Below are 22100 nucleotides of genomic sequence, written 5' to 3'. Positions count from 1 at the left end.
CACAAATTTTCTTTCATTGACGAATGTGTTTTATTTATTGCGATTACGGCACTCGCTCGATTAATTGTTTTGCAGGACTCCTGTCTGGACATTAGAACTGTGGTCGACTTTTAATCCTAGCTTCTTGGCATATTTCCTTGTAGGGAGAATGTAAGGCTGTCGATAATTAATGGAGAGGCAAGCATACCGATAACTTTTCGTTGCTGAAATTTATGAATAGCAAACATGAGGTATTTAAATGAAACTGTCAGAGAGTGCAAAACCAGGCTTATTACTTGCTTTGACTCCCGTTGTGTTAACGCTGCTAATTCTTGGGACGCAAATTTTTTACTTTGGTGTTTTCGAACCACATATTCCTCTTGCCATTGGCTTAGCCATAACTAGTGTTGTTGGTATTAAGCTAGGACTGAATTGGAAGGGTATAGAGAAAGGCATTTTTCACGTTATTCACGTCGCTTTACCTTCCGTATCCGTTTTAATAACGGTTGGGATGATCATTGGAGTTTGGATTGCCAGCGGTACGGTACCAAGTATTATTTATTTCGGCTTAAAAGTACTGTCGCCTGAACTATTCTTGGCTGCTGGCATGGGAATTTGCGCCGTAGTTTCCCTATCTCTGGGCACTAGCTGGGCGAGTGTAGGTACTGTTGGTTTGGCCTTAATGGGAATTGGAGAAGGCTTCGATATTCCTGCATATTGGACTGCTGGCGCTGTCGTTTCAGGTGCATTTTTTGGTGATAAAATTTCGCCACTTTCCGATACAACTAATTTGGCCCCTGCAGTCACTGGAACCGATGTTTTTTCTCATATAAAAAATATGATGGCAACTACTATCCCAGCTATGCTGATCGCTCTTATAGTATATTTGCTAGTTGGATTCTTCGTCATCGACACCCAAAGCATTTCATTTGAAAAAATCAACGACATCACTAATGCCTTAGATGAAAATTTTTATATTTCAGGATGGGTATTATTGCCAGCTTTGATTGTGATGGGCTTAGCTATAAAAAAATATCCCCCCATGCCATCACTATTCGCCGGCGTTTTAGCGGGTGGGGCAACAGCAATGATTGTTCAGGGTCAGAGTCTACAATCAATTTTTGATTTTGCGAACAATGGCTATTCAATAAACACCGGTATTGGAGAAATTGACAACCTGTTAAATCGAGGCGGTATTCAATCCATGATGTGGACAATTTCCTTAATATTGATTGCTTTAGGCTTTGGCGGAGCGCTTGAGAAAACAGGCTGTCTGAAAACGATTATTAATGCTATTAAGAGTAAAATCAGTAGTTTTGCTGGCACTCAAACCGCAGCTATTGGAACCGCGTTTGCAACTAACCTAGTAGCTGGCGACCCCTACTTATCCATCGCTTTACCGGGAAGAATGTATTCACCGGTGTATCGTGGTATGGGTTATTCAACGTTGAATCTATCACGCGGAATTGAAGAAGGCGGAACATTAATGTCTCCGCTAATTCCATGGAATGCGGGTGGCGCATTTGTAATTTCAGCTCTCGGTCTTGGTATTGCCGATGGTAATATAGAAAATCTTTTGTATATCCCCCTTGCTTTTGCCTGCTGGACGGCACCCCTGATCGGAATTTTCTATGCTTATACGGGGTTATTCTCGCCCAAAGCAACTGACGAAGAAAAAGAGCACTGGGAGTCCTCTGGTGAAGCAATAGCCGAATTTAATTCTGATGGTACACCAAAAGTCGAAGATGAAGACACTGAGGAAGAGGACGCCGATGACGAATCAGATAAAAGTGGGCAATAGCTGCAGCTCATCTATTAAGAACGTGCAGATTTCGCTGCAGCCGACTTGGTGTGCTTGTTGGCTGCGAGTAAATGACCGTCAGAAGATTAAAGATGCGCACGAATAAACCATTGGAACGGCTCCATATCAGTTAACTGACCAATCAGCATGTCTTCCGATACCGGATCTAGCTCTCCCATTTCAATCATTGCTTTGTGATGATCACTATTCACCCGTTGTAAACTGAATCAAGGGCGCCAAGATGTTCCATAAACGGTGCTTTACCTAAAGAATAATCATCCCAAGTGCAACGATCAGAAATAGATTACGCTGTGCCTCCGAAGCCGAGGTGTGCTGATGTTTATTAAATCGTAAACTCTACACGTTGGGTTAAACCTTAAATCAACACATTCGACTATTTCTTCTTTTAGTATCGTTAACTACTATAGTTATTTAGTGATGCGCTTTACGTAAAATGAATCCAAAATAACCCATAAAAAGAGGTTGCGTATCCTTGTTAAATGCAATTAGTTAAGTGCATAGGCAAGCGTGTCAAAACCTAGCTTCATTTTTGTACATCCCATTGTGCGTAATCTATATTCGCGGTGTTCGAACCAAATACATTTTTATTTTAGTCCTGTACTGCGGCGCGCCGACCCTGTTTGAAATTAGGGATAACCGATACTCGAGTGTGGGAATCCCTAATGTCGTAAAATTACTTTCTACTTTAGGATACACATCAAGCGCTCCACCCATGACAGTCCATGTTCATTCAGAATTCAGGTTATGTATAAATGAACATGCTAATTAGCACTAGCTAACGGAGGTTTACCTCTATTTTAAGAAAATGACTAAACTTGAGGCTATAAAAACGGGAAAAATTTTATATATGCTTGTCCGCGAAATATAAATATCACCGTAGCCGCTGATGGCGATATTGATATTGATATTGAATAAGAGAGGATTCATTCACTGCTGTCTATGCAACATGTCAAAGATAGTCCTTCAATTTATGAGTACCAATTGGTATCACGCTAATCCAGCCGCCTTGGCGCATATTCAGTTGTTGGATATGGAAGATTTCGAAAAAAGAGATGATTCTGCTACAGGCGTCAACAATTTGCGCACTATCGACAAGTTGCAAGCTTATGCTTGTGAAGCCAGGGACCACATTCACATCAAACAGTATGGAGCATAATATGACGACGCCTGTTTACCAAAACTTTATTAATGGTCAATTTTTAGCCAATCAAAGTGGTGAAACGTTTGCACTTAAAAACCCTGCCACGGATGAGGTGATTTATCATGTTGAAGTCGCTGATGGCTTTATTCTAAATGCCGCAATTCAAAGCGCTAAACAAGGCTTTTCTGCTTGGTCTGCCATGACGCCGATTGAACGTAGCCGCATTTTATTAAAAGCCGTAACCTTGCTACGTGAGCGAAATGATGAACTTGCAAAAATTGAAGTGCTTGATACCGGCAAACCCTGGCAAGAGGCCCAGTGTGTTGATGTAAAAACGGGCGCCGATGTTATTGAATATTTTGCTGGGCTTGCCCCCGCACAAACTGGCCAGCAACAATTGGTAGACGAAGATTTTTACTATACCCGCAAAGAACCTCTAGGTATTTGCGCCGGTATTGGTGCGTGGAACTACCCATTGCAAATTGCCTGTTGGAAGTCAGGCCCTGCACTTGCTGCGGGTAATGCACTTATTTTTAAGCCTTCAGAAGAAACCCCATTAAGCGCTATTAAATTGGCTGAAATTTTTACCGAGGCAGGTTTACCCCTTGGTGTTTTTAACGTCGTGCAAGGCGCGGCTGAAGTTGGCCAGTGGCTTACCCAAAACCCGGATATCGAAAAAGTATCCTTTACCGGTGAAGTGGGAACAGGTAAAAAAGTGGTCGCCGACGCAGCTGACTCTCTTAAGGCTGTCACCATGGAGCTTGGTGGTAAATCACCACTACTAGTGTTTGATGATGCCGATGTGTCGCAAGCGGTTAGCGCGGCGATGCTGGGTAACTTTTACAGCCAAGGCGAAATTTGCACTAACTGTACGCGTATTTACGTTCACAAAAAAGTCTATCAGCAATTTATTGATGAGCTTAAAACCCGCACTGAAAAAAACATTATCCCCGGTGATCCCCTCGATTCTAAGGTTAATTTTGGTGCGCTTATTTCAAAAAATCATCATGATTTAGTCATGGGTTATATAAATAAAGGGATTGCCGAAGGCGCAACACTTTTAACCGGGGGTAAAACATTGAGCCCCGCGTCTGCACCGAATGGTTATTTTGTGGCACCGACTGTGTTTGTCGACTGTACCGATGACATGACCATTGTCAAAGAAGAGATCTTTGGCCCGGTCATGAGCGTGCTGGTATTTGATGACGAAGACGATGTCATTCGCCGTGCTAACGACACTCATCTGGGCTTAGCAGCTGGGGTGTTTACCCAAGATATTAAACGTGCTCACCGCGTTATTCACCAACTGCAAGCAGGGATTTGTTGGATCAACAGTTACGGCAATTCACCCGCAGAAATGCCAGTAGGCGGTTATAAACAATCGGGCATTGGCCGCGAAAATGGTATTGAAACCCTTGACCATTATACCCAAACCAAATCAATTTATGTGGGTATGAGCAACATAGAGAGTCCATTTTAATGACTGCGCAAACATATGATTACATCGTTGTAGGTGCCGGCTCAGCCGGTTGTGTGTTGGCCAACCGATTATCTGAAGACAGCAGTAAACAGGTTTTACTGCTCGAAACGGGCGGTAGCGATAAAAGCATTTTTATTAAAATGCCAACGGCCTTATCGATACCGATGAATACGGATAAATACGCCTGGCAGTTTTATACTGAAGCCGAGCCGTATTTAGATAAGCGAAAAATGCATTGCCCTCGGGGCAAAGTGTTAGGTGGCTCATCATCTATCAATGGCATGGTTTACGTGCGCGGCCACGCAAAAGATTTTGACCAGTGGCAAGAGCACGGTGCCGAGGGTTGGGATTATCAATCTTGTTTGCCCTATTTTCAAAAAGCGGAAGCGTTTTATTTAGGCAAAAATACTTATCGTGGTGATAAGGGTCCGCTAGGGGTTAATAATGGCAATGAAATGGCCAACCCCCTGTACAAAGTATTTATTAAAGCCGGTCAGCAAGCAGGGTATGGTGCCACTGAGGATCCCAATGCGGCTCAGCAAGAGGGTTTTGGCCCCATGCATATGACAGTAAAAGATGGGGTCCGCAGCTCTGCCAGTCGTGAGTATCTTGACCCAGTTAAGTCACGTAACAACTTAAGCATCGTCACCGGTGCTTTGGCAGAAAAAGTATTACTTGACGGTAAACAAGCCATTGGCCTTGAGTACCGTGTTAATGGCACTACAATAACCGCCAAGGCCAATAAAGAGGTTGTGTTAAGTGCAGGACCAATAGGCTCACCGCACTTATTACAGCTTTCAGGTATTGGGGATAGCGATACACTAAAGGCCGCTGGTATTGAAGTTAAACATCACTTACCTGGCGTTGGGCAAAACCTGCAAGACCACCTGGAGTTTTACTTTCAATATAAGTGTAAGCAGCCAATTACCTTAAATGGCAAACTTGGTTTGATTTCCAAAGGCTTGATCGGTTTACGTTGGTTATTAACCCGCAAAGGCCTAGGCGCGACTAATCACTTTGAGTCCTGCGCGTTTATTCGCTCAAAACCTGGGGTTGAATGGCCCGATATTCAGTATCACTTTTTACCCGCAGCGATGCGTTATGATGGCAAAAGTGCTTTTGCCGGGCATGGTTTTCAAGTGCATGTCGGCCATAACAAACCAAAAAGCCGCGGTGCAGTGACCATTGTATCAATCGATCCAACGGTGGCGCCAAAAATTCAATTTAATTACTTGCAACATCAAGATGATATTGAAGGATTTAGAGCCTGCGTACGATTAACCCGTGAAATTATTGAGCAAAGTGCGTTTGATGAATATCGCGACGAAGAGATTCAGCCAGGTAAAGAAATACAAACAGACGAGCAAATTGATGCCTTTGTACGTCAAGCGGTTGAGAGTGCGTATCATACTTCGTGTTCTTGCAAAATGGGTGAAGACGATACGGCGGTGGTTAACTCAAACACTCAAGTACACGGTATTACAGGCCTGCGTGTGGTGGATTCTTCAATTTTTCCAACCATACCAAACGGAAACTTAAATGCACCAACCATTATGCTGGCAGAAAAAGCGGCGGACCTCATTTTAGGCAAACCACCACTTAGCAAATCACAAGCAGGCGTCGCCATGACAGATGATTGGCGAACTGTGCAGCGTAGTGCAGAGATCTAATCCGGCTACCTGCAGTGTATTTGTGCTGCGGGACTTGCAATGGCAAGCAGCATAAGTTGTTTGTGCTGCGTTAATGCGAGGCTAAAAATTCGGAGCAATGATGAAGTAGTATTACTTATTTTGCGGAGAAAATTATGACTATATGGCTTAATGCGGGGATTATTTTTACCTTCCTGTCTATTATTCTTATTTTATTTAAGTGGGGAAATGTGAGGGTTGTAGGTGTTACGCCGGTAAAAACCTTTACCTTTATTGCTATTTTATTTACCTCAGGCTTAGATGTTGGCTTGATTATGTTTCCACTTACTGAGTTTGCCGGTTATGCAGACGTAAAAGCAAGCCCGGAGTATGCGTTTGCCAATCCATTGGCCATTGAATTTGCTTATTGGGGCTTTCTAATCTGGGGATTTTACTTTGTTACCTGCTTTTATTTCTGTGTAATAGAACCAAAGGTGAAGTTTTTCGACATTCCCTGGGTGAAATTTCTCAATAATGTGGTGATTATTGGTACTTGTGCCTTTACTGCCTATTTGTTGCTCTCCAATCTGCCCTGGTATCTACCTACCATTGGCGATGGTGAATCAGTTGTTCCGACCTTCTATTTAATTGTGTTGGCAGCGATATGCTTTTCTGTGTATTCAAGCACCGACATAAAATACGTGCGTTTTTTAAGTATCTCGACCACTTGGTTATTTATGCTGTTAATTGGCTTTATGTGGCTTGGCGCGTTTACGGGCAGTGACAGTAAAGTGTCAGCATTCACCGATAATTTAGCGCTGATCGGCAGCTACTTTGGCAATCTCAATGAATTTGTGCTGCCGCTAAACGAGTACCATGAGTTTTACTTATTTTGGTGGTTTGCATGGAGCATCATGATTGGTCAATTTACCTCGCGTTTTGTCGGTGGCTTAAAAACCTATCAGGTTTTGGCTGCGATGTTGATTTTTCCGTCAATTCCCATTGCGATTTGGTTTAGCGTACTTTTCCAATATCACGAAGCGGATATTCCTACCGCTGGTTTGAAAAACTTTGCGATGGCCTTTGTGGGTATCGTGTTTGTGATCAATTCACTCGATTCGCTTATTCGTTTATACACCGACAACTTAAATATAACCGTTAAGCGTTTAGGTAAATTTAAATATGTTGCTTTAAATGTTGTCGCTCTCTCATTGCTAACCCTGTTATTTAAACTCGAATTTTTGAAAATTCAGTGGGTAGGCGCATTGGTAATTGGGTTATTTTTTGGTTGCGCAGCATTCATTGCTTTTAGCAAAACCAAAACGGTACGCAAAATAGATAGCTCGCCTAAAGACAACAAGCTCGACTACAAAAAAATTAAATCAACTAGCTAAAAGACCTTAGCTAAGGAGTAAATTATCACAACTCAAAAAACATTATTTGCAGTTGCACTACCATTGGTAATTTTTTCAGAGTCTACATTAGCCGATTGGTCAACCACTGTTAAAGGCTTATCTGATTATACCTTTAATGGTGTGAGCCAAACCCAAAACGATCCTGCACTGCAGGGCAGCCTTGATTATTCATTTGATGACACCGGTATGTATGCGGGGACGTGGGCATCAAATGTTGATTTTGGTGATGAAACTAATCTTGAATGGGATGTTTACTTTGGCAAATATGCCCAGTTAAGCGATACCTTAAGCGTTGACTATGGTATTGCTTATTACAGCTATCATGGTCAAAGCAATTCAAGCGATGGCGACTATTTTGAAGCCTACTCGAAGTTTGGCTATGTCAGTGATTTGGGCAAAACAGAGCTTAACTTTTGGTACAGTTGGGATTATTTCGGTACTGGTGCAGGTCATGTGATTTCGATGCTTGCCCATACTATTGAACTGGCACCCAATCATATGCTACGTGCCAGCTTTGATATCTCAAATTCACTCGATGGCAATAAATTTGCGTGGGACGGTAGCAATAAATCATATAAGCACTATCGTTTAGCGTATCAAACCAGTCTTGCCGGCTTTGATATTGTAATTGCAGCCGAGAATACTAGCTTAAACATCGATACTGCAGATGAGCGTATCGTTCTGTCTGTTGGGCGTACCTTCTCATTTTAAGTAATAATTTTCAAGTGCACAAAGCGGCCTATATATTCGCTTTTTTATTATCAAAACCGGCATAGACTGTGGTGCCGCGTAAAGCATCTGCAATGCCATGATTAATCTCATTGCAGTCCGCATGATTGGCTTTATCATAGATTGACACGTAGCTTTCGTGACATCGAAGAATTGCTGACAGCAAGAGGCGTTAAGATAAGTTCAGAAATGTAAAGACACGAAAGCAGCGAGTCGTGTCCAAAATTTGGGTTGAGTAGTTAAATTGCCGTTCTGCTCATCAAAAGTCGGTAACTTGACAGTGCCATTGTGAGCCTCGGTCTGTAAGCATAATCAAACCAGCTTTGGGTCTACGCTGCCAAATAGCATAAGCATTTTCCTGCATAACTTATCGCGATAATTAAAATTGCGTTGACTACAGGAGTACTATAATTTTGTATAAGTGTAAGCTGTCCACGCAATTGAGTTGTTTTCACCTACAGGCATACAAGCTACTTCTAGTTTCGTATATTTTTCTTGATCAAACTTAGGAAAGAAGACATCACCATCTGGGGAAAAATCAACAAGTGTCAGATAAATTTTATCCACTAAAGGTAATGAGGCTTCATATATTTGTCCGCCACCTGTAATAAAAGCCTCTGTCTCTCCCTTTGATTTAGCGTATTCTAGTGCTGCATCAATAGAGTTTACGACAATACATCCTTCAATTTGAAGTGCAGTATCTCTAGTAACAATAATATTTGTTCTACCAGGCAACGGTCTTCCAATTGACTCATAATTTTTACGTCCGGTAATGATGCAATGGTTCAAAGTAGTTTCTTTAAAGTACTTATACTCTAGTGGGAGGTGCCACATCATCTGATTGTCTTTACCAATCACATGATTTTTTCCCATTGCCGCAATCATTGATACAATCATAATATTTCCTTAATTATCTCGATACGACACCCTCAATATACGGATCATAGCCAATTACGTCGACGTCTTCAAACTTGAAATCAATTAGACCATGTCATTGAGCCATAAGAAATCACGTTATCAACCAAAAACTCAGTTTTAACGAATTGGTTTGATACATCATTAGGCCTTGAGTCACCATAAATTATAGTGTTAATAGCCGCAAGCTATGACGTAAATAGTTGGCTTTACTATCACTTTTAAAAAGATAGCCAATCTGATAAGCCTTTTACTGTGCGGGACGTTTTCGTATCTGCGGTGCCGGTGCCCGGCACCAAAAAAGACTCTACTTGACAACCTGCAAGTCTCTGGCCTACCGCCTGATTCGTTAGCGTTTTTAGCACTCTGGGCGAGGTTCCCGAGTTTTGTGCAAATGAAGTAACTCAAGTACAATGGAAATCCGCAGATTCTAGCTACAGCGCAGGACGCCACATTGGCGACATAATGAACATAAGGTGAGTTTATGGCATTGCGATACTGGGTAGTTTTGACAATTATGATTGGCGGTTTCGTTGCGTTGTTGCCTGGCATATACGTGCGTTTGGCTGCGGGTGATCCGCACATAACAGGCGCGCTGCTGGGCGGTCTTTTTGCCGCTGCGGCAACGGCGCTGGGTACGATCCCTGCTATTTTGACGCGCGAGCTTTCGCAGCGTCTTATCGATACGCTTATGGGCTTTGGCGCCGGGGTTATGCTGGCAGCAACGTCGTTTTCATTGATTATCCCGGCACTGGAAACTGCCGCTGATCAGGGCGCAGGTTCCTGGCTGGCTGGGGGGATTGTTGGCGGTGGCATCATACTGGGCGCTTTGGGTTTGCTGATGATTGAGCGGGTTGTGCCTCATGAGCATTTTGTCAAAGGCCTTGAAGGCGGCGCACGATCTGAGGTCAATATCGAGCAGGCAACGAGGCTCAAGCGGGTCTGGCTTTTTGTCATGGCAATTGTGTTGCACAACTTTCCTGAAGGCATGGCGATTGGTGTTTCATTTGCGGGCCCGGATCTGGTGGGTGCAAAGGCACTGGCGGTGGGTATTGCGATACAGGATATTCCCGAAGGCTTTGTGGTTGCGTTGGCCTTGATGAGCGTTGGTTACAGCAAAGGATTAGCGATTGGCATTGGTGCTCTTTCTGGTCTGGTGGAGCCTGTAGCGGCCCTGTTAGGCGTCGCATTGATAGGCCTTTCGGCTCATCTTCTCCCCTGGGGGTTAGCGATCGCTGCAGGTGCAATGCTGTTTGTGATCAGTCATGAAATCATTCCTGAATCCCATCGCGCTGGGCATGAAAGCTGGGCAACGGGTGGGCTTATCATTGGGTTTGTTTTAATGATGATTCTCGATACAGCACTTTGAATACCAAGCTTCTGTTTCTGGCCCTAGCCCTATGACCGACGAATTAAGAATAACGTTATCGCAACGATCGGCCCGTTGCCATGCCATTCTCGGTGGTCTTCGTGGTGCATCTCAGCACGGTGCTCTGACCACGTTTTGATTTTCATTTTGCCTCATGTTTGTTTACACAAGCACGACTCCCCGAATTTGAACGGCAGTATTGTTACACAGTCCTATTGACTCTCTTTGTTATCCTCTTTTTCGGTTGTGGTTTCTTCATTAGAAGGTAAATCGGTCACCGAAACTGTGCCTTCACCAAAGTTAATGGCTCTCACTCTCATAAGAGCAACAAGCAGGTTTCTTTGTTCCATAGAGAATTTATTACTTTTTGCTAATCGCATTCCGTTTATATTAACGCCGTAGTCTCTGCGCCTGATACTTCCGTATAGGTCGGTAATATGCCAGTTATTTATGTCTGCTTTGAACGTTGAGGCTGATTTAATGAACTCGTCGACAGAACCATCGGCGTATTTCAAAAGATGTGATTTAATGTCGTTTTCAAAGTCTTGAAACAGACTGGCGTTTCTTTCGTAGAAACTGGAAACGCGCACAACTCCCGCTCCACCATTAAACTGTGTGCCTCTATTGGAATTTACAAATTCACGTGCATTGTCCAATAGGCTTTTTTTTACGTTGCTCGCGGTATACGCCTTCCCACGAATATTTGGACTGCCTTTAATACCTTGATGGACACCATAAATGTAAAGAAGGTTATCGGGATAAAGAAAAGGCAACACTCTATAATGAATATCGTTGAGGCTTAAAGATGTATTGTCTACCACAAGTAATTTTTCATCGAGGATTGAAGCTCCTCCTGTTAATACTGGCCGGAGATTGTTAAGCGGGCAGAGGACGGCTAGTTCATTGCTGAAATCCGTCTGTAATTTTGAATCTTCTGAATGCGCCAGCATAATTGTGCCCATTTATTAAAAAAAATGAGGCGACAACTATGCTGACACAGCAGGGAAATGGATGATCGATTTCGGAACGTATAACTATTCTTGCGGTAAAAATCCATCTATAGATAAATAACGCTCACCGGTATCATAATTAAACCCTAGCACCTTTGCGCCTGCAGCTAGCGTGGGTAACACCTGACTAATAGCCGCTAAAGTTGCACCCGATGAAATACCGACTAACATACCTTCTTCAGTTGCGGAGCGTCTTGCCATGTCTTTTGCATCGTCGCCATCGACTTTAATAATGCCGTCTAAAAGTGTAACGTCTAAGTTTTTAGGAATAAAGCCTGCACCAATACCTTGAATAGGATGTGGGCTAGGGTCGCCACCTGAAATCACAGGTGATGCTAATGGCTCTACAGCAAATATTTTTAGTTGTGGCCATATTTTTTTAAGGGCTCGCGCACAACCGGTAATGTGGCCGCCCGTGCCTACGCCGGTTACAATTGCATCTAAACCATCGGGGAAATCGGCAAGGATTTCTTGTGAGGTATACTCAACATGCACATCTATGTTGGCTGGGTTTTCAAACTGTTGCGGCATCCACGAGTTCGGAGTTTCGGCCACTAGCGCTTGTGCTTTAGCAATTGCCCCGTTCATGCCCTTTTCCTTTGGTGTTAATGCAAACGTTGCGCCGTAGGCCAACATTAAGCGACGGCGTTCTACCGACATGCTTTCTGGCATCACCAATATTAATTTGTAGCCTTTTACTGCCGCCACCATCGCCAGACCCACACCTGTATTACCCGAGGTTGCCTCGATAATAATTGAACCGGGCTTTAATGAACCGTCTTTTTCCGCGGCTTCAATCATTGACAATGCAATACGATCTTTGATTGAACCACCTGGGTTCGATCGCTCACTTTTAATCCACACGTTTTGCTTGTCTCCAAACAAACGTTGAACTTTAATATGCGGGGTATTACCGATAGTCTCTAGAATTGACTGCGCTTTCATAGCTTGTTATCCAATTATTATATTTAAAAATAAACTAACTGTAAATTTAAGGCCACACGGATGATAAAACAAGTACCTTTTTATTCATAAATAATATATGTGAGTACAATATTGAATTGATTAAAAGTTTACGCAGGACGAAAGCAAATTTGCGCCTAAATCTGTTATGCTAAGAGTTAAGAATTTTATCAAAATAAAGAATGCAATTATGAAATTAGGTTTACTGTCTTTGAGTTTAAAAGTTGCTGATATTGAGGTCTCAAAAGCATTTTATGAGAAATTAGGATTTAGCCAAATGGGCGGACATATAGATCAAAAGTGGCTAATAATGAAAGACCAAGATAATCAAGCTATTGGTTTATTTGAAGGCATATTAAAGGAAAACATGCTGACCTTTAATCCAGGTTGGGATGCCAATGGTGAAAACATTGACGATTATATTGACGTTAGATATTTACAAAAAATGCTTGGTAACAAGGGCATCGACTGTGGCCAATTGATTGGTGAAAATAGCAAAGGTCCGGCAAATTTTATGATGACCGACCCCGATGGTAATATTATACTAGTCGATCAGCATAAATAGCGTACATCAACGCGGATAATAGGCAATAGATGAAAATTCAATTGGGGATATCAGCGCGTTAACCTATGTCACAATAGGGATTTTAAAATAGTACCTAGTCGCGAAGCACTTTCTTGTGTCTCTTCCCCCAGAAGTGACACAGGTTGCACCGCTAACGTTATTAGAAATTAGACTGCATGTCATAAAAGCAATGACCTAAGCCTTACTACTTTATCTGTTTACCTGCCGCTTGCAGATCTGCATGGTAGCTTGAACGCACTAGTGGACCAGATGCAGCATGGGTAAACCCAAGCTCTCTTGCAATGACACCAAGTTGATCAAACTCAACGGGGGGAACATAGCGTTTAACCGGAAGGTGATGCTTACTTGGTTGCAAGTATTGTCCTAAAGTGAGCATCTCTACATTATGTTCACGCAAGTCTTTTAATACGTCTGTAATTTCCTCAATAGTCTCACCAAGACCTAACATCAGCCCCGATTTTGTGGCTACTTGTGGATGGGTTACTTTAAAACGACGTAGCAATTCCAATGAATTTTTATAATTAGCCCCTGGTCGAACTTCACGGTACATATGTGGAGCTGTCTCCAAGTTATGATTAAATACATCCGGCGGAGCGGTGCTTAAAATGTCCAGTGCTTTGTCCATCCGACCCTTAAAATCAGGCACCAAAATTTCTATTTTTATACTGGGTACTTCTCTGCGTATCGCATTAATGCAGTCAACAAAGTGCTGAGCTCCGCCATCACGAAGGTCATCGCGATCGACTGAGGTAATGACCACATACTTTAATTTCATATCACGTATTGTTGCTGCCAATTTCTGAGGTTCTTCAGCGCTGACTGGTAAGGGTCTGCCATGCGCTACATCACAGAATGGACAGCGACGAGTACAAATAGCGCCAAGGATCATAAACGTAGCGGTTCCGTGGTTAAAGCATTCGTGTAGATTAGGGCAAGAGGCTTCTTCGCAAACTGAACTTAGATTATGCTTGCGCATAGCTTGTTTGATTTGATCTACTTTAGCCGTGTTACTGGGTAATTTTATTTTTAACCAGCTCGGCTTTTTTAATGTGGTTTCTTTCTCGCTGGTAACGATTTTTACTGGGATAAAAGCTAACTTATCAGCATTACGAAGCTTTTCGCCAGCGACATATTTTGATTGTTTTACAGTAGTCATGATATTGGTGGATCCTGTTGATACTCGATGCGTCTAGTCAATTTGATAATCATACATTGAGACAGCTTGATTATGCGGTTGGCAACATAGTTTCCAAGGTATCAATGGCATGCACTGGTGCACCTGGTCCCGACATTAGTGGCGCAATGGCAGACAGCACCAACTTGTGTTTAGCTAAGGTGTTTTTGCCAATAAATTCTTGAGTTGTTACAACGAGGTTGAAATGTCCGCCGCCCATATTTCTAACGGTAACTTGGGCGTCAGATATCTTATTTGTAATGATATCTTGAATTTTCTCATTAATATTCACGTGCTTATTCCTATTCGGATGTGTGTGGTTTTCCTAATAATTTAAGAAGCTTGCTATTGTTTTATTGGCGCGGGGTCTACCAGTACGTTTTTTATCTGAGCACTTTTTAGCGCCTCTAAGATAATTTCTTTTAACTCTCCACTTTGATTCAGTTCGTTTACTATATCACCGCCCCCGACCAACTCACCATTTGCCCATACTTGGGGAAAGGTTGGCCAATCTCCGTAGGCTGGCAATGCCGCTCTAATTTCTGGATTAGCCAAAATATCAATAAAAGAAAAGGGTTCACCACAAGCTATTAAGGCTTTTACTGCTGTGGCAGAGAATCCGCAACGTGGTTGCTCTGGCGTACCTTTCATAAAAAGGATGACGGCATTGTTATTAATGTGTTCTTCAATCTCACTCATGATGTCCATGTATTGCTCCTACTAAGCGGTTAATCAAAATGTGACTTAGCCATAATTTTTGGCTAGGTATAAAATTTTACTGACCATGGCACGCAAACCGTTGCCACGCATCGAACTCAAATGGTTGAATAAATCAATATCGGTGAAGAAAGCGTCGATATTAAAATCCGTAATTTGCTGCGGTGTTTTTTTATTAAATGCACTTAGGACGATAGCAGCGAGTCCTTTTACAATGAGGGCTTCACTGTCGACTGCCATAAAAAGAAGATTATTTGTTTTGTCGTATTCGCAAACCAGCCATACCTGACTTTGACAGCCGATAATAAGATTCTCATCAGTTCTACAAGAAGTGGGTAGTGTAGTAAGCTCTTTACCGAGGTCTATTATATAACGGTAACGGTCTTCCCAATCATCGAAAAAGCTCAGTGTATCTGCGATATCTGTAGATTTAATTTCAGTGCCAAAAGGGCCGTTGGATAAAGCCGGAATAGCCAGTTTATTCATCAAAATAACCCCATCTCAAGTTGTGCTTCTTCCGTCATCATTTCTCGACTCCATGCCGGCTCAAGTACAAGGTTCACTTTTACATTATCCACGTTGGGTACTAGGCCAACTTTGTATTTGACATCTTCTACTAATACCGGTCCCATGCCGCAGCCTGGTGCCGTTAATGTCATGGAAATCACGACCGTACTACCTTCAATTTTACAATCATATATTAAACCTAAGTCAACAATGCTAACGGGTAGTTCTGGGTCGTAAACAGCAGCCAAGGCTTTCCAAACATTACCTTCAACAACAGTGTCATCACCTGAGTTATCAAATTCTAAGATAATTGGCTCAAACCCAAGCGCATCAGCATCAGTACCATCAACTCGTGCCATATTACCGTTAACAAGCACGGTATATGCGCCACCTAATGATTGGGTCAGAGTTACAAATGTGTCTTTCTTAATGGTGATAGAAATTCCGTCTGGCACTAATAGCGCTGGGCACTCTCTATTCACTACAATTATTTTATTTTCCATAGCCTTCTTTAATTTTATTGGATTAAGTGGTTAGATCCCAAAACTTTCACCGCAGCCGCATTCAGTTGAGCTATTGGGATTAATGAACTTGATGACTTTGTTCAATCCTTCAGTAACACAATCAATCTCAGTACCATTCACATAGGGTAAGGCTTCTACTGTAATGTACAGTTTCAATTTATCGTCATTAATAATAACTAAATCCGCTTCGGTACTGGGTTTGTCAATAAAATCCAACACATATCTAAAACCATTACAGCCACTTTTCTTGACTGAAAAACAAAGGCCATCGGCCTGCTTATTTTCGATTTTTTGAGACAAGAAAGTACGTGCGCTGTCACTCAACGTGACGCTGGGCTTAGTCGGATCAAACGTCATTACGCTCATAATAAAATTACCTTTTTTATCGTCATTTTTGAGTTATAAGAAGGTTTTAGCTTTAGTTAAAGCTGCAAATAACATTGCCACTTCTTCTTCCGTGTTATACAGAGAAAACGATGCGCGCACCGTGCCTGGAATACCCAGTTCATTCATCAGCGGCATCGTGCAATGATGACCCGTTCGCACGGCAATACCTTGTTGATTGAGCAGCGTACCAACATCGCTTGGATGCGCATCACCCAGTAGAAAGGAGAAAATAGCCATCTTGTTCTGCGCGGTACCATAGAGTCTAATATCGTCCATATCCTGAGCCAACTCTATGCAATAGTTCATTAATCGGTGTTCGTGTGCTATCGCACCTGCGCGATCAATGCCACTGAGGTAATCGATGGCTGCTGATAGTCCTATCGCACCTGCAATATTTGGCGTGCCCGCTTCGAATTTATAGGGTAATGCATTCCATGTAGCCTCTTGAAACGTGACCGTTTGAATCATTTCGCCACCGGTTTGAAAAGGGGGAAGTTGCTCGAGACGATCTTCTTTACCGTACAATACGCCGATACCGGTTGGGCCAAATAACTTATGCCCTGAGAACACGTAAAAATCACAATCCAGATCCTGCACATCGACGCTATCATGACCAATGGCTTGTGCGCCGTCTATTACTGTAATAGCACCTACTTGCTGTGCACAGTGAACGATTTCCTTAACATCATTAATAGTGCCTAATGTGTTGGACACATGCGTCATGGCTACAATGGCGGTTTTTTCATTGAGTAGTGTCTTATAAACTGGAAAATTCAGCTCGCCTTTTTCATTTATGGGCGCAACAATCAGTTTCGCGCCACTTCGCTGCGCAGCTACTTGCCAAGGCACAATGTTGGCATGATGCTCCATTGTTGAAATAATAATTTCATCGCCTGGCTTTAAATGACTTTGGGCTAGTCCACTCGCGATCATGTTAATTGCTTCAGTTGTGCCTTTGGTCCAAATTATTTGATGGCTAAACTTTGCATTAATAAAGTGTTGTACGTTATTTCGAGCCTTCTCAAAAAGCTCGGTTGCATGATCACTTAAGGAATGTGCACCTCGATGCACATTGGAATTGCTATTGGCATAAAATTGGCTCAATGCATCAATCACAACCTGTGGTTTCTGGGTTGTTGCCGCGTTGTCTAAATAGACGAGAGGTTTACCTTTAATCTTCTGATTTAATAAGGGAAAATCTTGTCGGATCTTGTCCACATTAAATTGCTGGTTCTTAGTAATCGGCGTTATACTGGACATCGTCATTGTGCTCCTTCGGGCTGCAATGTGGCAAACAAGCTAGATGAACGTTGTGAAACAAAATCTCGCACATTATCGTCGGTTAGCTGATTTACTATTTCGGCTATAAAAGCGAGACTTAATATTCGTTTAGCCTCGACCTTTGGTACGCCCCTAGATTGTAAATAGAACAATGCCTCATTATCAATCTGACCTACTGTGGCGCCATGCGAACATCTCACATCGTCAGCGTAAATTTCCAGTTCGGGTTTAGTATTAATGGTGGCGAAATCTGACAGTAATAAATTTTTATTACTCAGTTCGGCTAATGTTTTTTGGGCGTCGGGATGAATATGAATACGGCCATTGAACACAGCATTGGCTTCGTTGTCTACCAGACCTCGAAAGACCTCATTGCTGGTGCAATTAGGTACAATATGTTCCATGCAAGTGTGGTTATCGATACTTTGCTGGTGGCGACCGTAGAAACTACCTCGGATATCCGCACTCGCATATTCACCTCGCAAGGCCACCGTAAGATCGTTACGCTTTAGTTTTGAGGCTAGGCTAATTTGATGTTGTTGGTAAGTACTATGAGCGCCTTGTCTTACACGATGACTGCATATACTCGTCACACTCTCATCCAGTTGCAGACGGCTATGCGTGATATGTGCGTGGTCATTAACAAAACATTCAATCACAGTATTAACCATTCCTGTATGCTTTAATGGCGCATCTTCATGTTCGATTATGGTCGCCGTACTGCCTGTTTCAGCAATAACTAGCAATCGCATCATACTGGTTTTTGGCTGTTCACCTATCGTCAGGTTGACAATGTAAAAGGGCTTGTCAACAGCACAATCCTTCGGAATATTGATCAGCAAACCGTCTTCAAGTTGTGCGCTGTTTAGACTAGAAAAATAGTCATGATAATAGTTATGACTGGTATCTAGGTGATCTACAATTAATTGTTGCTGAGCTTTGCTAGCTGCAGAGAACAAAACACTATAAGGGTTGCTATCATGTTGTGACAATTGACTAACGAACACGCCATTCACAAAAACCAGGCGATACGCGTCAAGGCCGTCGATAAAAGACTGCGCAAGTAATTCATCGATATCCTCTACACTTTTCGAATCGAGTTCTTGCATGCTTTGCGCGTCAAGTTGGTCATTAGCTAACAATTTCTCAAGCTTCAGATATTTCCAATCTTCAGTTTTTCGCGTTGGTAATTGGAGTACTCTTAAGCGCTCGCTTGCCGCATCACGAATTCCTTGCAACCACGGATTTTTACGAGATCGTTGCGCGCCGCTGAAGTCATTTGTTACTAGCTTTAGATTATTCATTGTTAAACCTTAAGTGGATTTGCTGATTGCTCAGTTCCACTTTCTAACCAACTGTAGCCTTTTTCCTCTAATTCTAATGCCAGCTCACTGCCACCAGATTTAACAATCTGACCGTCGGACAATACATGCACGAAATCAGGCTGAACGTAATCTAACAAGCGCTGGTAGTGAGTGATCAAGATAAAAGCACGGTCCGGGCTGCGTAAGGTATTGATACCATCGGCCACAACTTTGAGTGCATCGATATCTAAACCTGAGTCGGTTTCGTCAAGAAGACACAGCTTTGGCTCTAACATGAGCATTTGCATAATTTCGTTACGTTTTTTCTCACCACCTGAGAAGCCTTCATTGACTCCGCGCTTAAGAAAGTCGGTATGTAAATCAACCAGCTTGCATTTCTCACGAGCCAGTTTCAGAAATTCAACAGCACTTAAAAGCGGTTTATTTTGATAAGCATGCAGACATTCAAGAGATGTTTTTAAAAATTCAAGATTGCTCACGCCAGGGATTTCAACCGGATATTGAAAGGCAAGAAAAATGCCTTCGCGAGCGCGATCTTCAGGCTCTAGAGCCAATAAGTCCTTGCCTCCAAAAGTAATGGTTCCAGCGGTTGCTTCGTATTTATCACGACCTGCGAGTACATTGGATAATGTACTCTTACCGCTTCCATTGGGCCCCATAATTGCGTGCACTTCACCTGGTTTAACGTCAATATTTAAGCCTTTGAGGATCTCTTTGCCATCAACGTTAGCTTTTAAATTTGTAATGTTTAGCATCTGGTACCTTTTATATATTCTAGTAAAGTCTTTATCAGCGTGTTGCTATAACTGACATTTGTATCATGAATTTGCCTTGGTCTTGCTCAGATTACTATCCGACAGAGCCCTCTAAGCTTACCTCTAACAGTTTTCCAGCCTCCATGGCGAATTCCATCGGTAGTTCTTTGAAAACTGATTTACAAAAACCATTAACAATCATTGATACTGCTTTTTCAGGATCTATACCGCGTTGTTGGCATAGGAATAACTGGTCGTCACTGACTTTTGATGTTGTTGCTTCATGTTCGACTATTGCACTTGGATTTTTGCTTACAATATAGGGGAACGTATTAGCGGAGCATTTATCACCAATGAGTAGTGAATCACATTGAGTAAAATTGCGTGCACCTTCTGCTCTTGGCGAAATATTAACCAATCCACGGTATGAGTTGGACCCTTTGCCCGCTGAAATACCTTTCGAAATAATTGTGCTGCGAGTATTACGACCAAGGTGAATCATTTTTGTCCCAGTGTCAGCCTGCTGTGCGTTGCGCGTTAGGGCGACTGAGTAAAATTCACCGACGCTATTATCACCGAGTAATACAACGCTTGGATACTTCCATGTAATTGCAGAACCGGTTTCTACTTGAGTCCACGATACTTTTGCATCGTCGTGGCAGATACCGCGTTTGGTCACAAAATTATAGATACCACCTTTACCGTTTTCGTCACCAGGATACCAATTTTGTACGGTCGAATATTTGATTTGTGCGCCTTTCAGAGCGACTAACTCAACCACGGCTCCATGCAGTTGGTTTTCGTCACGCGATGGTGCGGTGCAACCCTCAAGATAGCTCACATAGCTACCCTCATCAGCAATAATCAAGGTCCGTTCAAACTGTCCAGTGTTCATTTCATTGATCCGGAAATAGGTAGACAATTCCATGGGACATTTAACGCCTTTGGGAATATAGACAAACGAGCCGTCACTGAAGACAGCGCAGTTCAGTGCCGCATAGAAGTTATCGTTGACCGGGACCACAGAGCCCAGGTATTTTTTAATTAATTCTGGGTGTTCGATGACTGCTTCTGAAAGTGAACAGAAAATTACGCCTGACTCAGCCAGCTTTTCTTTAAAAGTGGTGATGATAGACACACTATCAAATACGATATCAACGGCAACACCGGCCAGAGCCTCTTGCTCATGCAACGGGATCCCTAATTTTTCATAGGTTCGTAGCAATTCAGGGTCAACTTCGGCCAAACTTTTAGGCGCATCTTCTTGGCTTTTCGGGCTTGAGTAGTAGGCAATGGCGTCAAAGTCAATTTCTGGATAATTAACTTGTGCCCATGCTGGACGCTCCATCTCTAACCATTGTCGATAGGCATCTAGGCGCCATTCCAACATAAACTCGGGTTCATTTTTTTTCGCTGATATTTTTCTAATGACATTTTCATTTAATCCAGGATCAAATGTCTGCATTTCAACATCGGTGATAAAACCAGCTTCGTATTTGGAATTAATACGCTCATCAATAACAGTGTTATCGCTCATAGTGATCAACTCTCTTTATATAAGTTTGAAAAGTAATTTGAAAAGTAAATAGTGCTGAGTTATGTCGCCACTCCTATGATTTTGATTTAACTTAGTAAGACTCTAACGCTATTAATGATACCAATTTAGTAATGTATGTTACCCTACAAAATAGTAATAATCAATACGATACTAAATTAGTATTTATTGGTATTGCTTTTGTTATTCAGTGAGGCTAGCGACACCATAGGATTACTGATAATAGCGGTTTGATATACAGTGCAAAAAATAGCAAAGTGAGCTTTTATTCTGGAGTAAAAAGTAACACCAGTGGGGTATACTATATTTTTTGTAAGTGCTTAAATAAGAATCATATGTTTTTTGAGGGAGTCTTTCATGATAAGAATTAGCCGCATGGCAGATTATGCGCTGCTAGTGGTATTTAAAATGCGCAGTTGTGAGCAACTAATTACGCAAGAGCGCTTATGTGAGATGACTAGCTTGTCTCTACCAACGATGCGTAAATTAATGCGATCTCTGACTCATAGCGACTTAGTAACCTCAGTTAGAGGCCCTCATGGTGGCTATAAACTGAGTAGTAAACCGGAACAAATATCCATCGCACAAATTATAGAAGCCATTGACGGGCCGATAGCACTAACTGAATGCGCGAAGTCGGACGGCGGTGACTGTCAAATTGCGAGTAGTTGTGAATTAAAAGAGAATTGGAACATCGTCAATCGTGTTATTTCTAATGCTTTGCACAACGTTACACTGGATGCAATGGGAAACATGCCCATGGATATTAAACGCCTCAAGTCTGCCCTAATAAATCTGCCCAATCAAAACTAATAAATAATTAAAAATCAGTCCCACC

General features: G+C 42.3%; 22 protein-coding genes and 1 pseudogene. 9 read left to right on the top strand and 14 right to left on the bottom strand.

The window, feature by feature from the left end:
- Nucleotides 1–238: 238 nt before the first annotated feature.
- Complete coding sequence (gene nhaC / locus CXF81_RS04900) at nucleotides 239–1780, top strand: Na+/H+ antiporter NhaC (RefSeq protein ID WP_101180251.1); 1542 nt, start codon at nucleotides 239–241, stop codon at nucleotides 1778–1780.
- An 86-nt stretch (nucleotides 1781–1866) separates the two neighbouring features.
- On the opposite strand, the pseudogene CXF81_RS04895 reads toward nhaC, so the two are convergent.
- Nucleotides 1867–2084, bottom strand: a pseudogene (locus tag CXF81_RS04895) (DNA starvation/stationary phase protection protein); the annotation flags it as partial.
- A gap of 687 nt (nucleotides 2085–2771) precedes the next feature.
- Here CXF81_RS04895 and CXF81_RS04890 point away from each other — a divergent pair.
- The 5 genes from CXF81_RS04890 to CXF81_RS04870 all read left to right on the top strand — a co-directional run bounded on the left by CXF81_RS04890 (nucleotide 2772) and on the right by CXF81_RS04870 (nucleotide 8176).
- Nucleotides 2772–2957 (top strand): hypothetical protein, encoded by a 186-nt coding sequence (locus tag CXF81_RS04890; RefSeq protein ID WP_101180250.1) that lies wholly within the window; start codon nucleotides 2772–2774, stop codon nucleotides 2955–2957.
- Between the two features lies 1 nt (nucleotide 2958).
- Nucleotides 2959–4422, top strand: a complete 1464-nt coding sequence (gene betB, locus CXF81_RS04885) for a betaine-aldehyde dehydrogenase (protein WP_101180249.1) — start codon at nucleotides 2959–2961, stop codon at nucleotides 4420–4422.
- Nucleotides 4422–6092 carry a choline dehydrogenase gene (gene betA / locus CXF81_RS04880; protein WP_101180248.1) on the top strand — a complete coding sequence of 557 codons (1671 nt, stop codon included), beginning with the start codon at nucleotides 4422–4424 and terminating at the stop codon, nucleotides 6090–6092. The genes betB and betA overlap by 1 nt, the downstream gene beginning before the upstream one ends.
- 134 nt (nucleotides 6093–6226) lie before the next feature.
- Entirely contained in the window at nucleotides 6227–7444 is a 1218-nt protein-coding gene (locus CXF81_RS04875) for a BCCT family transporter (RefSeq protein ID WP_101180247.1), read from the top strand.
- A gap of 21 nt (nucleotides 7445–7465) precedes the next feature.
- Nucleotides 7466–8176 (top strand): TorF family putative porin, encoded by a 711-nt coding sequence (locus CXF81_RS04870; RefSeq protein ID WP_101180246.1) that lies wholly within the window; start codon nucleotides 7466–7468, stop codon nucleotides 8174–8176.
- A gap of 423 nt (nucleotides 8177–8599) precedes the next feature.
- On the opposite strand, the gene CXF81_RS04865 is transcribed toward CXF81_RS04870, so the two are convergent.
- Nucleotides 8600–9091 carry a dihydrofolate reductase gene (locus CXF81_RS04865; protein ID WP_101180245.1) on the bottom strand — a complete coding sequence of 164 codons (492 nt, stop codon included), beginning with the start codon at nucleotides 9089–9091 and terminating at the stop codon, nucleotides 8600–8602.
- A gap of 502 nt (nucleotides 9092–9593) precedes the next feature.
- Between CXF81_RS04865 and CXF81_RS04855 the strand changes: the two genes are divergently transcribed.
- Nucleotides 9594–10478, top strand: coding sequence for a ZIP family metal transporter (locus tag CXF81_RS04855; RefSeq protein WP_101180244.1), 885 nt, complete (start codon nucleotides 9594–9596; stop codon nucleotides 10476–10478).
- Nucleotides 10479–10690: 212 nt separating this feature from the next.
- On the opposite strand, the gene CXF81_RS04850 is transcribed toward CXF81_RS04855, so the two are convergent.
- Nucleotides 10691–11428, bottom strand: a complete 738-nt coding sequence (locus tag CXF81_RS04850; RefSeq protein ID WP_157825492.1) for a hypothetical protein — start codon at nucleotides 11426–11428, stop codon at nucleotides 10691–10693.
- 84 nt (nucleotides 11429–11512) lie between these two features.
- Entirely contained in the window at nucleotides 11513–12433 is a 921-nt protein-coding gene (gene cysK / locus CXF81_RS04845; RefSeq protein WP_101180242.1) for a cysteine synthase A, read from the bottom strand.
- A 208-nt stretch (nucleotides 12434–12641) separates the two neighbouring features.
- Between cysK and CXF81_RS04840 the strand changes: the two genes are divergently transcribed.
- Nucleotides 12642–13016, top strand: a complete 375-nt coding sequence (locus CXF81_RS04840) for a glyoxalase (RefSeq protein WP_101180241.1) — start codon at nucleotides 12642–12644, stop codon at nucleotides 13014–13016.
- A 205-nt stretch (nucleotides 13017–13221) separates the two neighbouring features.
- Here the strand turns inward: CXF81_RS04840 and lipA are convergent, their stop codons facing one another.
- The 10 genes from lipA to sufB form a co-directional block, all read right to left on the bottom strand.
- Complete coding sequence (gene lipA, locus CXF81_RS04830) at nucleotides 13222–14193, bottom strand: lipoyl synthase (RefSeq protein ID WP_101180240.1); 972 nt, start codon at nucleotides 14191–14193, stop codon at nucleotides 13222–13224.
- Between the two features lie 70 nt (nucleotides 14194–14263).
- Nucleotides 14264–14503, bottom strand: a complete 240-nt coding sequence (locus tag CXF81_RS04825; protein ID WP_101180239.1) for a BolA/IbaG family iron-sulfur metabolism protein — start codon at nucleotides 14501–14503, stop codon at nucleotides 14264–14266.
- A 53-nt stretch (nucleotides 14504–14556) separates the two neighbouring features.
- Nucleotides 14557–14919 carry a Grx4 family monothiol glutaredoxin gene (gene grxD / locus CXF81_RS04820; protein WP_101180238.1) on the bottom strand — a complete coding sequence of 121 codons (363 nt, stop codon included), beginning with the start codon at nucleotides 14917–14919 and terminating at the stop codon, nucleotides 14557–14559.
- Nucleotides 14920–14955: 36 nt separating this feature from the next.
- Nucleotides 14956–15414 (bottom strand): SufE family protein, encoded by a 459-nt coding sequence (locus CXF81_RS04815; protein WP_101180237.1) that lies wholly within the window; start codon nucleotides 15412–15414, stop codon nucleotides 14956–14958.
- Entirely contained in the window at nucleotides 15414–15938 is a 525-nt protein-coding gene (sufT, locus tag CXF81_RS04810; RefSeq protein WP_101180236.1) for a putative Fe-S cluster assembly protein SufT, read from the bottom strand. Before sufT ends, CXF81_RS04815 begins: the two co-directional genes overlap by 1 nt.
- A gap of 30 nt (nucleotides 15939–15968) precedes the next feature.
- Complete coding sequence (locus tag CXF81_RS04805; protein WP_101180235.1) at nucleotides 15969–16325, bottom strand: iron-sulfur cluster assembly accessory protein; 357 nt, start codon at nucleotides 16323–16325, stop codon at nucleotides 15969–15971.
- 33 nt (nucleotides 16326–16358) lie between these two features.
- Nucleotides 16359–17606, bottom strand: a complete 1248-nt coding sequence (locus tag CXF81_RS04800) for an aminotransferase class V-fold PLP-dependent enzyme (protein ID WP_101180263.1) — start codon at nucleotides 17604–17606, stop codon at nucleotides 16359–16361.
- 2 nt (nucleotides 17607–17608) lie between these two features.
- Nucleotides 17609–18931: a Fe-S cluster assembly protein SufD gene (sufD, locus tag CXF81_RS04795; protein WP_101180234.1), complete on the bottom strand. Its 1323-nt coding sequence runs from the start codon at nucleotides 18929–18931 to the stop codon at nucleotides 17609–17611.
- Between the two features lie 2 nt (nucleotides 18932–18933).
- Nucleotides 18934–19707, bottom strand: a complete 774-nt coding sequence (gene sufC, locus CXF81_RS04790; RefSeq protein WP_101180233.1) for a Fe-S cluster assembly ATPase SufC — start codon at nucleotides 19705–19707, stop codon at nucleotides 18934–18936.
- A 94-nt stretch (nucleotides 19708–19801) separates the two neighbouring features.
- The gene (gene sufB / locus CXF81_RS04785) at nucleotides 19802–21244 is read right to left on the bottom strand and encodes a Fe-S cluster assembly protein SufB (protein ID WP_101180232.1); all 1443 of its coding nucleotides are present in this window, start codon (nucleotides 21242–21244) and stop codon (nucleotides 19802–19804) included.
- A gap of 375 nt (nucleotides 21245–21619) precedes the next feature.
- Between sufB and CXF81_RS04780 the strand changes: the two genes are divergently transcribed.
- Nucleotides 21620–22075: an SUF system Fe-S cluster assembly regulator gene (locus CXF81_RS04780; protein WP_101180231.1), complete on the top strand. Its 456-nt coding sequence runs from the start codon at nucleotides 21620–21622 to the stop codon at nucleotides 22073–22075.
- Nucleotides 22076–22100 lie beyond the last annotated feature (25 nt).

It is taken from the genome of Glaciecola sp. 33A, from assembly GCF_002836745.1.
GTDB lineage: Bacteria > Pseudomonadota > Gammaproteobacteria > Enterobacterales > Alteromonadaceae > Glaciecola.
Note: the sequence above shows the minus strand (reverse complement) of the source record. Positions and strands in the feature narration are given on the sequence as shown.

Excerpts from the sequence above, each read along its gene's own strand:
- nhaC (WP_101180251.1), top strand. The coding sequence starts at position 239 with ATGAAACTGTCAGAGAGTGCAAAACCAGGCTTATTACTTGCTTTGACT.
- CXF81_RS04890 (WP_101180250.1), top strand. The coding sequence starts at position 2,772 with ATGAGTACCAATTGGTATCACGCTAATCCAGCCGCCTTGGCGCATATT.
- betB (WP_101180249.1), top strand. The coding sequence starts at position 2,959 with ATGACGACGCCTGTTTACCAAAACTTTATTAATGGTCAATTTTTAGCC.
- betA (WP_101180248.1), top strand. The coding sequence starts at position 4,422 with ATGACTGCGCAAACATATGATTACATCGTTGTAGGTGCCGGCTCAGCC.
- CXF81_RS04875 (WP_101180247.1), top strand. The coding sequence starts at position 6,227 with ATGACTATATGGCTTAATGCGGGGATTATTTTTACCTTCCTGTCTATT.
- CXF81_RS04865 (WP_101180245.1), bottom strand. The coding sequence starts at position 9,091 with ATGATTGTATCAATGATTGCGGCAATGGGAAAAAATCATGTGATTGGT.
- CXF81_RS04855 (WP_101180244.1), top strand. The coding sequence starts at position 9,594 with ATGGCATTGCGATACTGGGTAGTTTTGACAATTATGATTGGCGGTTTC.
- CXF81_RS04850 (WP_157825492.1), bottom strand. The coding sequence starts at position 11,428 with ATGCTGGCGCATTCAGAAGATTCAAAATTACAGACGGATTTCAGCAAT.
- cysK (WP_101180242.1), bottom strand. The coding sequence starts at position 12,433 with ATGAAAGCGCAGTCAATTCTAGAGACTATCGGTAATACCCCGCATATT.
- CXF81_RS04840 (WP_101180241.1), top strand. The coding sequence starts at position 12,642 with ATGAAATTAGGTTTACTGTCTTTGAGTTTAAAAGTTGCTGATATTGAG.
- lipA (WP_101180240.1), bottom strand. The coding sequence starts at position 14,193 with ATGACTACTGTAAAACAATCAAAATATGTCGCTGGCGAAAAGCTTCGT.
- grxD (WP_101180238.1), bottom strand. The coding sequence starts at position 14,919 with ATGGACATCATGAGTGAGATTGAAGAACACATTAATAACAATGCCGTC.
- CXF81_RS04815 (WP_101180237.1), bottom strand. The coding sequence starts at position 15,414 with ATGAATAAACTGGCTATTCCGGCTTTATCCAACGGCCCTTTTGGCACT.
- sufT (WP_101180236.1), bottom strand. The coding sequence starts at position 15,938 with ATGGAAAATAAAATAATTGTAGTGAATAGAGAGTGCCCAGCGCTATTA.
- CXF81_RS04805 (WP_101180235.1), bottom strand. The coding sequence starts at position 16,325 with ATGAGCGTAATGACGTTTGATCCGACTAAGCCCAGCGTCACGTTGAGT.
- CXF81_RS04800 (WP_101180263.1), bottom strand. The coding sequence starts at position 17,606 with ATGTCCAGTATAACGCCGATTACTAAGAACCAGCAATTTAATGTGGAC.
- sufD (WP_101180234.1), bottom strand. The coding sequence starts at position 18,931 with ATGAATAATCTAAAGCTAGTAACAAATGACTTCAGCGGCGCGCAACGA.
- sufC (WP_101180233.1), bottom strand. The coding sequence starts at position 19,707 with ATGCTAAACATTACAAATTTAAAAGCTAACGTTGATGGCAAAGAGATC.
- sufB (WP_101180232.1), bottom strand. The coding sequence starts at position 21,244 with ATGAGCGATAACACTGTTATTGATGAGCGTATTAATTCCAAATACGAA.
- CXF81_RS04780 (WP_101180231.1), top strand. The coding sequence starts at position 21,620 with ATGATAAGAATTAGCCGCATGGCAGATTATGCGCTGCTAGTGGTATTT.